12 protein-coding genes are annotated in these 14,252 nt (G+C 66.2%); 4 read left to right on the top strand and 8 right to left on the bottom strand.

Translation table 11 applies throughout. From position 1 onward, the window contains the following. Positions 1 to 3 precede the first annotated feature (3 nt). From ACFIMZ_RS28870 to ACFIMZ_RS28860, 3 genes are read left to right on the top strand one after another with little or no spacing between them, the layout of a single operon-like run. Positions 4 to 546 (top strand): L-2-amino-thiazoline-4-carboxylic acid hydrolase, encoded by a 543-nt coding sequence (locus ACFIMZ_RS28870; protein WP_431822878.1) that lies wholly within the window; start codon positions 4 to 6, stop codon positions 544 to 546. Then, the gene (locus ACFIMZ_RS28865; protein WP_431822877.1) at positions 536 to 1,795 is read left to right on the top strand and encodes a Zn-dependent hydrolase; all 1,260 of its coding nucleotides are present in this window, start codon (positions 536 to 538) and stop codon (positions 1,793 to 1,795) included. The genes ACFIMZ_RS28870 and ACFIMZ_RS28865 overlap by 11 nt, the downstream gene beginning before the upstream one ends. Next, positions 1,792 to 2,835, top strand: a complete 1,044-nt coding sequence (locus ACFIMZ_RS28860) for a DUF3626 domain-containing protein (protein WP_431822876.1) — start codon at positions 1,792 to 1,794, stop codon at positions 2,833 to 2,835. The genes ACFIMZ_RS28865 and ACFIMZ_RS28860 overlap by 4 nt, the downstream gene beginning before the upstream one ends. Positions 2,836 to 2,882: 47 nt before the next feature. Here the strand turns inward: ACFIMZ_RS28860 and ACFIMZ_RS28855 are convergent, their stop codons facing one another. The 8 genes from ACFIMZ_RS28855 to ACFIMZ_RS28820 all read right to left on the bottom strand — a co-directional run bounded on the left by ACFIMZ_RS28855 (position 2,883) and on the right by ACFIMZ_RS28820 (position 13,342). Further along, positions 2,883 to 4,187 (bottom strand): hypothetical protein, encoded by a 1,305-nt coding sequence (locus ACFIMZ_RS28855; protein ID WP_431822875.1) that lies wholly within the window; start codon positions 4,185 to 4,187, stop codon positions 2,883 to 2,885. After that, positions 4,184 to 6,007: a glutamine--fructose-6-phosphate transaminase (isomerizing) gene (gene glmS / locus ACFIMZ_RS28850; protein WP_431822874.1), complete on the bottom strand. Its 1,824-nt coding sequence runs from the start codon at positions 6,005 to 6,007 to the stop codon at positions 4,184 to 4,186. Before glmS ends, ACFIMZ_RS28855 begins: the two co-directional genes overlap by 4 nt. Before the next feature lie 59 nt (positions 6,008 to 6,066). Beyond that, positions 6,067 to 6,630 carry a Biofilm PGA synthesis auxiliary protein PgaD gene (locus ACFIMZ_RS28845; RefSeq protein ID WP_431822873.1) on the bottom strand — a complete coding sequence of 188 codons (564 nt, stop codon included), beginning with the start codon at positions 6,628 to 6,630 and terminating at the stop codon, positions 6,067 to 6,069. Beyond that, positions 6,608 to 7,879 carry a poly-beta-1,6-N-acetyl-D-glucosamine synthase gene (gene pgaC, locus ACFIMZ_RS28840; protein ID WP_431822872.1) on the bottom strand — a complete coding sequence of 424 codons (1,272 nt, stop codon included), beginning with the start codon at positions 7,877 to 7,879 and terminating at the stop codon, positions 6,608 to 6,610. The genes ACFIMZ_RS28845 and pgaC overlap by 23 nt, the downstream gene beginning before the upstream one ends. Continuing rightward, positions 7,876 to 9,966 carry a poly-beta-1,6-N-acetyl-D-glucosamine N-deacetylase PgaB gene (gene pgaB, locus ACFIMZ_RS28835; protein WP_431822871.1) on the bottom strand — a complete coding sequence of 697 codons (2,091 nt, stop codon included), beginning with the start codon at positions 9,964 to 9,966 and terminating at the stop codon, positions 7,876 to 7,878. Before pgaB ends, pgaC begins: the two co-directional genes overlap by 4 nt. 17 nt (positions 9,967 to 9,983) lie before the next feature. Then, the gene (pgaA, locus tag ACFIMZ_RS28830; protein WP_431822870.1) at positions 9,984 to 11,981 is read right to left on the bottom strand and encodes a poly-beta-1,6 N-acetyl-D-glucosamine export porin PgaA; all 1,998 of its coding nucleotides are present in this window, start codon (positions 11,979 to 11,981) and stop codon (positions 9,984 to 9,986) included. Between the two features lie 173 nt (positions 11,982 to 12,154). Beyond that, positions 12,155 to 12,883 carry a hypothetical protein gene (locus ACFIMZ_RS28825; protein ID WP_431822869.1) on the bottom strand — a complete coding sequence of 243 codons (729 nt, stop codon included), beginning with the start codon at positions 12,881 to 12,883 and terminating at the stop codon, positions 12,155 to 12,157. 39 nt (positions 12,884 to 12,922) lie between these two features. After that, on the bottom strand, positions 12,923 to 13,342 hold the full coding sequence (locus tag ACFIMZ_RS28820) for a hypothetical protein (RefSeq protein ID WP_431822868.1): 420 nt from the start codon (positions 13,340 to 13,342) through the stop codon (positions 12,923 to 12,925). A gap of 594 nt (positions 13,343 to 13,936) precedes the next feature. Between ACFIMZ_RS28820 and ACFIMZ_RS28815 the strand changes: the two genes are divergently transcribed. After that, positions 13,937 to 14,077: a hypothetical protein gene (locus ACFIMZ_RS28815; RefSeq protein ID WP_431822867.1), complete on the top strand. Its 141-nt coding sequence runs from the start codon at positions 13,937 to 13,939 to the stop codon at positions 14,075 to 14,077. The last annotated feature ends 175 nt before the right edge of the window (positions 14,078 to 14,252 follow it).

The following is a 14,252-nucleotide window of genomic DNA, read 5'->3' as shown; positions in this document are numbered from 1 at the left end:
GCAATGACAGAACCCATCCAGACTCCGGCCGCCGCGCCGGAGGAGACGCGCCTCGGCATTCTCGCGCGGCGCCGCATCGAGGCGGAGATCATCAAGCCGATCTACGAGATCATGAAGCGCGAGTTCGGCGTCGAGCGCGCGCAGGCGGTGATCGCGGAAGCGGTGCGCGGCGCGGCCGTCGACGCGGGGCGCACGTTCGCGGCGCAGGAACCCGACGGGACGAGCGTGAAATCGTTCATCGCGCTGCAGGTGCTGTGGGAGAAGGACGACGCGCTCGACGTCGAGGTGCGCCGCGTGGACGACGCGCATTACGACTACGACGTGCGCCGCTGCAGCTACGCGGAGATGTATCACGCGATGGGGCTCGGCGAGATCGGCCATCTGCTGAGCTGCGCGCGCGACAGCTACTTCATCCAGGGCTACGATCCGCGCATCGCGCTCACGCGCACCACCACGATCATGCAGGGCGGCGCGCGCTGCGACTTCCGCTATCGGCTCACGGATGCGGCGCGCGGCGGCGAGCAGGGAGCGGGCGATGCGGCGTGACGACAACCTGCGCGCGCCGCGCGTGAACGGCGAGCGGCTGTGGGCGTCGCTCGAACGGATGGCGCAGATCGGCGCGACGCCGAAGGGCGGCGTGTGCCGGCTCGCGCTGACCGACCTCGACCGCGAATCGCGCGACCTGTTCGTGCAATGGGCGCGCGACGCGGGCTGCACGGTGCGGGTCGACCGGATGGGCAACGTGTTCGCGCGCCGCGCGGGCCGCAACCCGGACGCCGCGCCGGTGATGACCGGCTCGCATGCCGATTCGCAGCCGACCGGCGGCCGCTACGACGGCATCTACGGCGTGCTCGGCGGGCTCGAAGTGGTGCGCGCGCTGAACGATGCGGGCGTCGAGACCGAGCGGCCGATCGACGTCGTGATCTGGACCAACGAGGAAGGCTCGCGCTTCGCGCCGGCGATCGTCGCGGCCGGCGTGTTCGCGGGCGTCTATACGCTCGACTACGGGCTGTCGCGCACCGACGGCGCGGGCAAGACGATCGGCGAGGAGCTCGCGCGGATCGGCTATGCGGGCAGCGAGCCGGTCGGCGGCTATCCGGTGCACGCGGCCTACGAGCTGCATATCGAGCAGGGCGCGATTCTCGAGCGCGCGGGGAAGACGATCGGCGTCGTGACGGCCGGGCAGGGGCAGCGCTGGTACGAGGTGACGCTGACCGGCGTCGACGCGCACGCGGGCACGACGCCGATGGCGTTCCGCCGCGACGCGCTGGTCGGCGCCGCGCGGATGATCGCATTCGTCGACGCACTGGGCCGCCGTCATGCGCCGCATGCGCGCGCGACGGTCGGGATGATCGACGCGCGCCCGAACTCGCGCAACACGGTGCCGGGCGGGTGCTTCTTCACGGTCGAATTCCGGCACCCGGACGACGCGGTGCTCGACGAACTGGACGCCGCGCTGCGCGCGGAACTCGCGCGCGTGGCGGGCGAGGCCGGCCTCGGCGCGCAGATCGAGCAGATCTTCAAGTACCCGCCGGTGCCGTTCGCGCCGGCCTGCATCGGCGCGGTGCGCGATGCGGCCGACGCGCTCGGGCTGCCGCACATGGACATCGTGTCCGGCGCGGGCCATGACGCGTGCTATATCGCGCGCGTCGCGCCGACCGGGATGATCTTCGTGCCGTGCGTCGACGGGCTGAGCCACAACGAGGCCGAGACGATTACGCCCGAATGGGCGGCGGCGGGCGCCGACGTGCTGCTGCGCGCTGTGTTGCAGAGCGCGCAGGAAGCGGGCGATTGACGGCGCAGGGGCGGGGCATCCCCGGTGCGCGCCGCTCCGTCATCGACCGGTGGACGGCGCGGGACCTGCGATCGGAGCATGCGCGATGGTGTATCGTGCTCCGACAAGGCCAGCAACACCCGGCGCCGGACCGCGAACGCCACGATACCGTCGGCGACGTCCGGCCCGGCGACGTTCGACGCTACCGGACAACACGCATGGACACTCCTGCAGAGCGGGCGCTCGCCCATATCCGACGATCCTGGCCGCCGGCGCGGCAAGGCCCGGAATTTCCCGTCACGCTCAATTTCCATCCGGACACGCCGGCCGACGGCGTTGGCACGCTCGAGCGGATCGTCCGCGACGGCATCTACCGGTCCCAGTTCGAGACGGCGACGAGCAACGGCGGCCTGACCGCGTATCCCGGCGGCGATCGCTGGCTCTGGGAAAGCCGGATGTTCGGGCAGGCATACGACGACGCCGATCCCGCGCTGCGGCCGAAGTACGGCGCGCTGAACCATCTTCTCGATCCTGTCGGCGGGGCGCGCCGCTTCGGATCATGTCATTTGCGCCTGCGAAGCGATGCGCATCGTCGAACGACCTTCTGCTTCCCCGACAGCCATTACCGGCCCGCGCATTTCGCGATTCACGACTGCACGGCGCTGATCGCGCTCGCGGCCGAAAACCGCGACGGCCTTGATCCGGTGCTCGATAACTACATCGAGGCGCAGGTGCACGGTGTGGTCAGTCTGGACCACGATGTCGACGCGATCGTGCTCGATCCGAGCTACCGCGATACGTCGGTCGAGGCGGCGGCTTCGCGATCGGGCTGCCGGGTCGAGTGGCATGGCGGTTTCCGGCTGTCGCTGGATCGGCTTCCCGAGTGCGAGCAATTCCGTGGACAGGCGGCAGCCGATGCGATCGCGCGCATCGCCGTCGATCGCATCGTGACGCCGGCCGTGATTGGCCGCGCGCGAGACGGTGTGCTCGACTATCAGACGGCCAAATGGGTGTGGCATTGCGTGGCGCGGTTCGGACAGGGGTGCGGGATCGCGGGCTGAACGCGTTCAGCTCGCGCGGGCCACGCGATGCCGCGCTCGCCATGGCGTCAATGACTCGAACACTGCGCTTGCGTCGTCGGCAGAGGCGTTTCGCGCTGCGGCTCGAAGTCGGCTTCGCGCGTGCCGGATGGCGTCAGCGACACGAAATGCATCGTCGTGCCGTGCGCCGGAAAACCGGCGATGCCCGTCGTGCCCCACGGAATCGGCGAGCGCTGCGCGCCGCTCACCGAAATCTCCGCCGGCGCGAGCGCCAGCGTCAGCAGCCGCCCGTCGCGGGTCGGCACATACGCACGCACGCCGGCGACGCCGATGCCGGATTCGCGCACCGTGGCCGGCAGGCAATCGAGCATCGCGGTGCGGCGGCCGTCCGGATCGATCAGCATCGCGACGCCGCGACGGTCCGCCGTCGTCGTGACGACGATGAAGCGATCGATCGCGGGCACATACGCGGCGGCATACACGTAGTACTGGATCGCGTCGCTCAGTTCTCCGAGCTTTTCGAGCTTCGCCGTCGCCGGATCGAACAGCGCGTATTCGAGCGTGGCGTTCGTGCTGTCCTTGACGAACTTCTGCCAGACCAGCAGCGCCCGGTGCGGCGACCCTGCGATCACGGGCCACCACTCGCGGCTGTGCGGCGCGACCGGGACGTGGTTCAGCAGCCGCCCGGCAGCATCGTAGGTCTTCAGATAGACGCCGCCGCCGGTGCCCAGGTTGTCGACGCCGCCGCCGTCGACCCAGTCGGCGGAATAGAACACGACGAAGCGCTCGCCGACCGCGGCGACGTGCCCCGAGTGGCCGCCCGACTCGACGTCGTTCGGATACGGCTTGACCGGCTCCAGGTTGCGGCGATAGACGCCGTACCGCTGGCTGACTTCCTGCGGCGCGTTCCAGCCGTCCTCGAACGTGACGAAGAGGTCGCCGCGATCGTTCTGCGCGACCGACACCGGCTCCTGCGCTTCCGGCCGGCTGATGAACGTGCGGACATGCGTGATGTGCGCGCTGCCGGGCGACCACTCGCCGACGTACACGTCATGCGGCCAGTTGCCGTTGGACAGCGCGCCGCGCGGCGGGATGCCCGAGCTGCTGAAGAAGATCCAGCGCTTGCCGTTGCCGGCGTCGGCCACGCCGATGCCGTGCATGAAGCGTCGCGGGTCGCCGGCGTCCTTGCGTCGCGCAGACGGGCGGGGTGCGGCCTTGTGCGTGGCGGTCGCGCCCGCGAGCGCGGCCGGCGGGGCCGCGCTCGACGCGACGACGAGACAGCAGGCGGCGCACACCGTGCTTGCGATGGCCCGCGCCGCTTTCCGCCTGTCCGCCTTCGATCCGGTCGTGATCCGCGCGCGCAGCGGCGTCATTCCACGGTCACGGACTTGGCGAGGTTGCGCGGCTTGTCGACGTCGGCGCCGCGCGCGCAGCCGACGTGATAGGCGAGCAGCTGCAACGGCACGACGTGCATGACCGGCGACAGCACGTCGCCCGGCTCGCGCAGGCGAATCAGGCGCGTGTCGTCGGCGTCGTCGATCTCGAGATGGCTGCCCGCGAGCACGTAGAGCCGCCCGCCGCGCGCGCGCACTTCGGCCATGTTCGACTTCAGCTTCTGGAACAGGCCGTCGTCCGGCGCAATCGTGACGACCGGCATCGCGCTCGTCACGAGCGCGAGCGGGCCGTGCTTCAGCTCGCCCGCCGGGTAGCCCTCGGCATGGATGTACGACACCTCCTTGAGCTTCAGCGCGCCTTCCATCGCAATCGGGAAATGAATGCCGCGCCCGAGGAACAGCGCGTTCTCCCGCTGCATGAAATCGGCGGCCCAGCCCATGATCTGCGTTTCCAGGGCCAGCGCATTGCCGACGCGCGCCGGCAGCCCGCGCAACTGCTGCAGGCATGCTGCCGCGCGCGCGGCGTCGAGCCGGCCGCGCAACTGCGCGAGCGTCACCGTCAGCAGGAACAGCGCGACCAGCTGCGTCGTGAAGGCCTTGGTCGACGCGACGCCCAGCTCGATGCCGGCCTGCGTCAGGAAGCGCAGCGACGCGTTGCGCGCGATCGTGCTCGTCGCGACGTTGCAGATCGCCAGCGACAGGTCCTGGCCCACGCCGCGCGCGTGCTCGATCGCGCCGATCGTGTCGGCGGTCTCGCCCGATTGCGAAATGCCGACGACGAGCGTGCGCGGGTCGGCCGCCGATTCCCGGTAGCGGTATTCGCTGGCGATCTCGACCTGGGCCGGCAGGCCGGCAATGCTCTCGATCCAGTATTTCGCGGTGAGCCCCGCGTAATAGCTGGTGCCGCAGCCGAGCAGCAGCACGCTCCTCACGCGCGACAGCAGCGCCTGCGCTTCGTCGCGCGATCCGAACAGGGCCGGGGAGATCGTGTCGACGCCGGCCAGCGTGTTGCCGATCGCTTGCGGCTGCTCGAAGATCTCCTTCTGCATGAAGTGCTGGAACGGGCCGAGGCTGGCATCGCCGTCGCGCGCCTTGACCTGGCACAGCGGGCGTTTCGCGTCGCGCCCGAGCGCGTCGACGATCCGGACGTGCTCCGGCGTGAGCAGCACGACGTCGCCGTCCTCGAGATAGATGAAACGGTCGGTCAGGTCGCCGAGCGCCGCGCAGTCGGACGCGAGGTAGTTCTGCTGCGCGCCGACGCCGATCACGAGCGGCGAGCCCGCGCGCGCAGCCACGAGACGCTGCGGTTCGCGCGCGCTCAACACCGCGACCGCGTAGGCGCCGCGCAGGCGCTTGACCGCGCGAACGACGGCGTCGAACAGGTCGTCGCGATACTCGCCGTGAATCAGATGGGCGATCACTTCCGTATCGGTCTCGCCGCGAAAGACATAGCCGCGCTGCCGCAGTTCGTCCCTGAGCGCCTCGTGGTTCTCGATGATGCCGTTGTGCACGACCGCAATCGAGTCGCCCGACATGATCGGGTGCGCGTTGGCCTCGGACGGCGCGCCGTGGGTGGCCCAGCGCGAATGGGCGATGCAGGTTCCCGCTTCGAGACCGAGCATCGTCACGCGTTCCCGAAGGTCCGTCACGCGTCGCAACGTGCGCTCGCTGCGCAGGGTGCCGCCGTTCTGCAGCGCAATCCCGCACGAGTCGTAGCCGCGGTACTCGAGCCGGCTCAGCGCCTTGACCAGTTGCGGCACCTGATTGTTCAGGCCGCTTGCTCCGACGATTCCGCACATGGATCACCTCGTCCGGAAGAAGTTATCGGAACGCCCGCGCGGTGCGGCGGACGTTGACGTCACGTGCCGTGACGCGTCTTCGGGCCGACGCCGTCCCAGGCGGCCTCGTTCGATTTCGCGTCGTCCCGTTCGCGCGCTTGCGGCGCGGCACGGCGCTCGTGGCGCGTCCATTCGAGCGCGGAAATCGATCCGTTGGCGTCATGCGATGCGACGAGAATGCGCGATGCCTGTTTCTCGTCGGGTTGTCCGGATTTCGCCAGTGCCGTCGGCGGTCCCGACTTCGACTTCAGGCTGGCCGAGCGCCGCAGCATCTTCGTCACGTGCCACCGGAAGGTGAACGGACGAATGACGCGGGCGGCGATCAGCCACGTGACCAGCGCACCGGCGATGAGCGAGATGCAGGTCACATAGAAGACCAGTTGCTCGATCGGCATTTCGGCGTCGTTGACCGGCAGCAGATAGCGGTACGTATAGATGCAGATCGACGCCCATACCGCGCCGACCAGCGCTGGCCGAATGAAGCGAAACCACACGATTTGCGCGCATCCGACGATGATGCCGCGATCGGCGATCATCCGGGCGGGTGAACGGAGCGAGAGGTCAATGATCGGCGCGTTCTTCATGTTGAATTCCTCGGTCGGGACTGATCCATACGGCGCGTTTTCCCCGGCCCCGCAACACGATGGCGGGCAGGGCGACGACGGTGGTGATCATGCTGATCAGCCAGAAGGCGACGGGATACCAGACGGTGTCCAGGAAGTACATCAGGAGCTTTTCGTCATAGCGGCGATCGATCGTGCAGCCGACGATCAACTGCAGCACGCAGGTCGCCACCAGCAGCATGCCGTGCCAGCGCGGCACCAGCGAGACGTGCCAGTCCGGCGGCAGCGGATGGAACAGGCCGACCACCGACAGCAGCAGGATGAGCGACATCGAATACGCCCAGGCGATGCCGATCAGATACTCGGCGTAGAGCGGCCACATCATCATCTGCGCGGGCCGCGCGATCGTGCCGGCATATTTGAGCAGCACCTGGATGCCGCCCTTGGCCCAGCGCAGCCGCTGGCGGTAGAGCCCCCGGATCGTCTCCGGCATCAGGATCCAGCTGAGCGCATGCGGCTCGTACACGACGCGCCAGTCGCGGCACTGCAGCTTCCAGCTGATGTCGATGTCCTCGGTCAGCATGTCCGCGCTCCAGAAGCCCACATCGGCGAGCGCGGTCTTGCGGAACATCGTGATGACGCCGGACACCGTGAAGATGCGGCCGTACACCTGCTGCGTGCGCTTGATCAGCCCGACGATCGACGAGAACTCGCCGACCTGCATGCGGCCGAGCAGCGACGTGCGCGTGCGGATGCGCGGGTTGCCGGTGACCGCGCCGACGCCGGGGTCGGCGATGAAATGCTCGAGCATCCAGCCGATCGCATCGTGCGCGAGCAGCGAATCGCCGTCGATGCAGAGCAGGTACTCCGCGTTCGACACGGCGGCCGCGGTCGTGAGGCCCACCGCCTTGCCCTCGTTGCGCGCGTGATGGATGACGATGAGCCGCGGGATGGCGGCGGCCAGCTCGTTGAGCATTTCGCCGGTGCGGTCCCGGCTTCCGTCGTTGACCGCGATGATGTCGTAGTTCGGATAGTCCATGCCGTTCAGGTGCGCGATCACGCTCCGCACGTTCGCTTCCTCATTGAAGCAGGGCACGACGATCGACACCTTCGGCATGCCGCTCGCCGCGAGCATGCGCTTCGACAGCACGCGCCCCTCTTCGAGCAGCAGGAAGTGCACGACGCCCCCGATCATCCACAGATACGACATGAAGAACGGGTAATAGAAAACGAAGTCCTGCATGCGCCGGATGAGGTCATGTGCGATCATTTTGCCGGCTTCCCCTGGTGCTGTTGCGCCTGCATCAGCGCATTGATCGAAGTCGGGTCGAGACGCGACTTGAGCGACATGGCGCCGCGGATGGTCGCGAGCTTCGGCTGATCGTGCAGGAAGTTGTCCGGGTAGTAGCCGAAGCTCAAGGCCCCGCGGCTTCTCAGTCGCCCCATCTGCGCAAGCAGCGTGGTGCTGGAAATCTCCTTGCGGGCGCGCCAGTCGTAGGCCTGCAATTCGAACACGGTCTTCGCGAAGCCGTGCTGCCTGGCGGCGACGATGTCGGCGAGCTTGTCCAGCCAGCGATCCGGGTCCGATGCCTGCTCCATGTAAGGCATCGCCATCAGCGCGACGAAGTCGTACGCGTCGAGGAAATCGTCGTAGTTTTGCGCGTACCACGCTTCGGATTCGGGGTTCAGCACCGGCTGGGCGAAGATGTTGCGCGCGGTGAGCACGTCGCCCGCGTTCTGGTTCGCCAGAACGATCTGTTCCAGTTGCCGCGTCAGATCCAGCAGGTGGCGGGTCTTCTGCCGCGTCCAGCGGTTCATCAGGTCGGGCTTCGCGCGAATCTGCCCGATGTCGCGCGGCAGTCCCCATTGCGCATAGAGTTGCAGCGCGTGCCGGCCCGCATCCTCGTAGTCGTCGAGCACGGCGTCGTCGCTGAAGAGGATGCCGTTGAACGACGCATGTTTGCTGAGATCCTCGTAAATCTGCTCGATCAGCAGCCGGGCGTTCGGATCGAACGGACTCAGGCGAAACATGCGCGTGCCATTCTCGCGCGCCGGCGCGCCGCTATAGGCGGTGACCGACTCGAGGCCGCGCAGCTTTTCCGGCGGCGGACGGAAGGCCAGCACCGGCATCCACGCATAGACCTGGACATTGGACCGGGTATTGAGCTGCCATGCGGCGCGAGAGAACAGGTCGGCCCGCATCGGCAGGTGCCGGTTCGGAAAATAGACGGACTCCGCGACGCCGGTGCCCTTCGGATCGGCGAACGCCTGCAGGTAGACCGACTTCGGCTGCATCCGGTAGATGCGCTCGACGAGTTCGCCGAGATTCCTTTCCTGCTGCGCCGGGTCGGGGTCGTACACCTGGTCGAGATCGACCTGCACGACCCGCTCGGCGGCTTCGACTTCGCCGCGGTTGGTCGCCGGCTCGCGCATCGAGCGCTCGAACACGCCGATATCGACGTCATACATCATCAGGATGCGCCGCAAGCGATCGAGCGGCACGTCCGGCGTATTCGGTCCGGCATCGAGACTGAACTGGATGTCCATGCCGAGCGACGTCGAGATCTTGCGCACCGGCTGGTTTTCCGCGCCGTACGGCCAGACCATCGAGCGCGCGACCAGCCCGGTGCGTTCGCGAATCTGCCGGATGCAGGTCTGCAGGTCGTCGTGCACCCGCGCTTCGAATTCCACATCGGTTTCGTAGCGCTTCTCGTTTGCCAGATACAGGTGCGACGTGGTGGCGGGCAACTCGTTGCCCTGCGGATTGGCCACCGCGCCATGATGCAGGTTGTGCGTATGACAGGCGAGCTCGACCAGCTCCGACGAACCGACCTGCTTGACGTCGTCCCACGACATGAAGTAGTCGCGCGGAAGCTGGATCCTGTCGCTGATGCGGATCGGCGCGTCGGCGGGGGCGTCGATCCAGGCGGTGACGATCCCCATCACCGCCGGATAGCGGAACCGCTTCAGCAGCGGCAGCACTTTCGTGAAGTGGCTGCGAAAGCCGTCGTCGAACGTGAGGAGCACGGAGCGGGGCGGCAACGGCTTGCCGCCGTGCCGGGATGCCTCGATCTGCCTGACGGTGATCGTGTGATAGTTGTTGGTCTGCAGCCAGGAAAAAATCGCGGTCAGCGTGCCGGTATCGATCGCGTAGGGATCGATCGTCGTGGCGGTCGCGAAGGTCGACAGCAGGTTGTCGCGCACGTCGTGCATGCAGATCACGCGGAAGGTCTTGCCGTCGGCGGGGTCCGACGGCGGAAGGAGGTCGATCATCCTTGCCTGGGTCACGCCCGGAAACAGCGAACAGGCAGCAGCTGTGCCAAGGCAACCGCACATGAAGGTCCGTCTCGATTGCATTCCGTGAGCTCCTGGTTCTAGAACGGCAGGTTGAGCGAGAGGAAGCCCGTTTCCGAGCGCTCCCGCTGGCCGTCGTAGGCATGGCTGCTGACCTCGACGCCGTAGGTCAGCGTGATGTCGTGCTTGAACGTCCACGCGTGTTCGAGGCGGGCGCTCCACAGCGCGCTCGTGCCGAATCCTCTCTCGTTGTATGCGCCGCCGGACGCGGAGATCCGCTGCCGCATCGACATGTCGCTCTTCTTCCAGACCATCCATTGATGCATGACGGTCGCCGCGACCGCGTAGTCGCGGCTCGGGCTGAAGTAGGGGGTGTTTTGCCGGGTGTTGCTGTCGGTGCCGGCATTCAGCGAAACGTTGACCAGCTGGTTCGCGGACGTGTACACGCGCTGCGTGCCGGTCGCCGCGATTTCCTGGTGGAAGTTCGAGTCGGAGTAGCGGCTCACGCCGTAGCTCAGCCTGACTTCGCGGCGATCGTTCTGGCGGTACGCCACCTCGACGTTCGCGGATTTGCCCCAGATGTGCGCGACATAGGCCTTCCACGGCAGCGAGTTGTCGTTGCTGTCGAGCGCGCCGGCCACCGACCAGTAATCGTCGAAGTTGTAGCTGACGGAACCGCTGCCGCCGGTGCGCCCGTCGGTGCCGAACGAGCGCGTGGCCTCGGCCTGCAAGCTGAGCGGCCCGTGCCGGTAGTCGCCGCCGACCCCGGTGCGCGTGCGGCTGATCCTGCCGAGGTCGGTTTGCGCATACCCGAAGAACGTATGGGAAAACACGCGCCAGTTGTCGCCGAACGGTTGCGAATACAGATAGGTATTCGACGTGAAGCTGTTGTCCGCCAGTGCGCTGTTGCCGTGCTCGTAGCTCAGGTCCGTCGTCAGCACCGGGCTGCGGTACGCGTTGTAGTCGCGCTTGAACTGGCGGACCGCGCCGCTGTCCGGAAACGTATTGCCGAAGGTCTGGTCGATCTTGCGCGCGGCTTCATAGTCGTCCGCCGCGAGCGACGCGCGGCCGAGCCCGGCGAGGCTTTCGACGCTGTCGGGATGGTCGGTCAGCGTCGCGTGATACATCGCGATGGCCTGACGCGGGTGCGACTGGCTCGATATCGCGTCGGCATGGGCGGCGCGTATCTCGGAGTTGAACGGCACCTCCTTCTCGAGCTTTTCCAGTTCGACGATTCCTTCCTCGGTCCTGCCCGTGTTGATCAGGAGCTGCGCGCGCAGCCGGTAGTAGCGCAGGTAATCGTCGTTTGCCGGGTCCCACGGATGAACCTGCGCGGCCGGCGGCAGCGACGTGCCCATCTCGTCGAGCACCTTGCCCGCATCCTGCGCCCGCCCTTGATCGATATACGACCAGAACAGGCCCTCGCGCAGTTCGATCGGGCGTGTGCGTGCGCCGTACTGGTAGCCGCGCGTCGCGTGGTCGGTCGGCGACGCGCCTGCCTGCGTCAGCGCACGTCGATAGGCGGCCTCGGCCTTGCCCGGCTCGCCCAGGTACAGATAGGCGTCGCCTGCGCCCGCCAGCGCATCGATCGAGATCTCCGCGTCGGGCGGGATCGTTTCGAACGACGCCACCGCCTTTTTCATGTCGCCGCGGGCGGCGTAGGCGACCGTGCGATCTCCGGCGAGCGCCGTCCTGACCGGCGAATACTCGGGCGTGATCGGCATTTTCGCGTTGAGCTCGTCCGCTGCGCGCAGCGCGGTGTCGAGCCCGTCGAAGCGATCGGTGCTCGTCATCGAGCGCGCCTTGTCGCGTCCGCCGCGCACTTGCTGGCGGATCGAGAGTTCCTCCAGCTGCGCGAGATCGAATGCGGAGAAGATGTCGGGCCTGGACTTCGCCTCGTCGATCGCCTTGACGGCGCCGCCGCTCGTGGCGAGACCGAACACTTCGTCGCGCACGGCGGCCGCGTCGGCCGGCTGCGCGCCCGGGACGCCTTGCGCCTCGGCGACGTTCAGGGGTTCGCTTGATTCGGCGTCGTCGCCGGCCGCGACGCAGGCGCCGGATGCAACCAGCAGCAACATGAGCGGCGCCTGAAGAAGAATCCGCCGGTTGTGCGGAATGGCAGTGAGTCTGCGATTGTTGATGTTGGCCACGGGGTGTCCTCACTTCGAAACGGTTAGATCGGTCGTGCGCCGATCAATGCGCTCGATCTGCCGTCGAGTTTCGTGGTGATTCTCGTTCCCCGAGTACAACGTCAAGGGTGGTTTCGGATGGCCTCCCCGAGCAGTGCCCGCGATTCGCCGTTCTGCGGGTCGATGGCGAGCGCCCGGCTCGCGTTCTGTTCGACACAGCCCCATTGTTCGAGCACCGCGCACGAGCGCGCCTTCGCGAGCGCGCGGGCGCCCGCCAGCTCCGCGTGCGTGACGCCTGCGGTGCGCGTGTGTCCGCCGCCGCTGAACGAATGCGGTCTTGCAGCGATAGTCATGCGTGTCCTTGCATTGGCAACGTCATGAGGCCGTGGATGTTGATGCTGCCGGCGATGCACGCCGGCATGCCTTCCCTCGACGGTGCCGCCGGACGGTGCCGCATGCGCGTTGGTCGCAGCGGCAACAGGCGGGGCGGGCGCGAGGGCGGGGGGCGTTGCCGTCGCCTGCGCGTCGGCGCGCGGCGCGGCCTCCGGCTCGATTTCGATCGTCACCGGCGACGTCATGCCGGTTGGCGGTGTCGTCTTCGCCGTGTCGACGGTCCGGTCGGGTGTCGATGCAACGGCGGACTTGTAAGTTATCCTGACTGATGTGCCGACCACGCCGGATGCTTCGTGCGATGCACTGGAACCTTCGTCTACGACATCCCGCTCGACATAGGCGAATATGCCGAAAATCACGGCAAAAGCCACGAAGCTGAGCGCCGCGTTCCTGCCCGGGCCCCAGCCCGGTTTCGGATGGCCGGTGGAGTGCATATGCTGTCGATTCACACTGGTCATGCAACGCTCCTCGATTCCGTGCCTTTGCCGGTGGAAGGCTCACCACCGTAGTTGCGTAGTCAGCACGCCTGTTTCGACGATCGCGTATTTCGTTTCGCCCTGGTACGTGCCCTCGATCCGGTAGCTCGCATCTGGAACGCTGAACAGGCAGCGCGGTCCTGCCGCGTTGAATTCGGCGAGGACGCGACCGTGGCGCCTCAGCCGCACTTGAACGTTGACGAGCGGATTGCCGGATTGGGCGGAAGCAAATGACACGCCCAGGTTGTACGGACGTCCGTCGGGTGGAAGCGGCGCCGTGCCGTCGATCCGTGCGTCACCGCAGATGTATGAGATCACATAACGCTGCGTGCCCGGATCGGACCCGGCGGCGGTTTGGGCCATTGCCGCTGCGCCTATGCAAAGCATTAAAGCGGCAGTGACTGCAGCAGGAAGAGCATGCTTTCGAAACGAAGATAACATCGGGACCTCCGTTCGCAGGTGATAGCAAGCATACATACCGGAACGAAAAACGCAAAGGCCATTCGCCATTTCGCAACATGCTATTCATTTGCATGGGTCGATTAATGAAAAACCGTGCATGACGTGAAAGTGATGATGATCGGGAACATAATATCTAAGTGGGGGTGAGGGCGGGTTCGTGTGGGTAATAATGGTTGGAAAAAATGAATCTCTCCGGGTTGTGGTTTTGCGTGGTCGTTTCAACTTGCAGAACATAATATTGAAAGAAGGTTGCGGTGCACTTCGTTCCGGCGACGTGTGCTGACGAATGGAAATTTTGCCGCGCATCCGTCTGCGGTATTGCGCGGCGCGGGACGTTCGAGGCGCGGCGCGTAGTAATGGGGTTGCGACTGAATTTGCTTCACCGGTAACGACTGACAATTGAAAATTTCCCATTATGTGGGAGGGAGTGTTTTGTGTCGGTGCGCGGAATTGTATTTTTGGTGCTGGTTATTTGGTTGAATAAATGATGTGGTTTTGTGAGGGTATTTTTGATGATTGGCTGTTTTATTTGTTGTGTCGAAATCGCTTTTATGTGCTTTCAATGAAAGTCTCGTGAAGGAGTTTGGCGTGCTGCGGGGCTGGGGTGTTGCGGGAAAGGGGTTTTCGCGCCTGATTGATATTCGCCATTTGAAACGGTTAATCGGTGTTAACGCCGACGGGATATTTGCTTATTGGCAAGCGGATTGCGACTGAATATTGGCCGGGACAGGCGACGCATCCTGCCCATTCGTGGGCGCGGCATCCCGGAGACGACGTTCTAAAACGCGACGAGGATGTGCTATCACCAGACGAATTCGGTACTCGGGATTGCACGCATGACGCGCTGCAAGTCGAGCAGGGCGCAGTGCGCGATCAGGCCGGCAGGAAA

Source organism: Burkholderia sp. F1 (genome assembly GCF_050813845.1).
Taxonomy (GTDB): domain Bacteria; phylum Pseudomonadota; class Gammaproteobacteria; order Burkholderiales; family Burkholderiaceae; genus Burkholderia; species Burkholderia ubonensis.
Note: the sequence above shows the minus strand (reverse complement) of the source record. Positions and strands in the feature narration are given on the sequence as shown.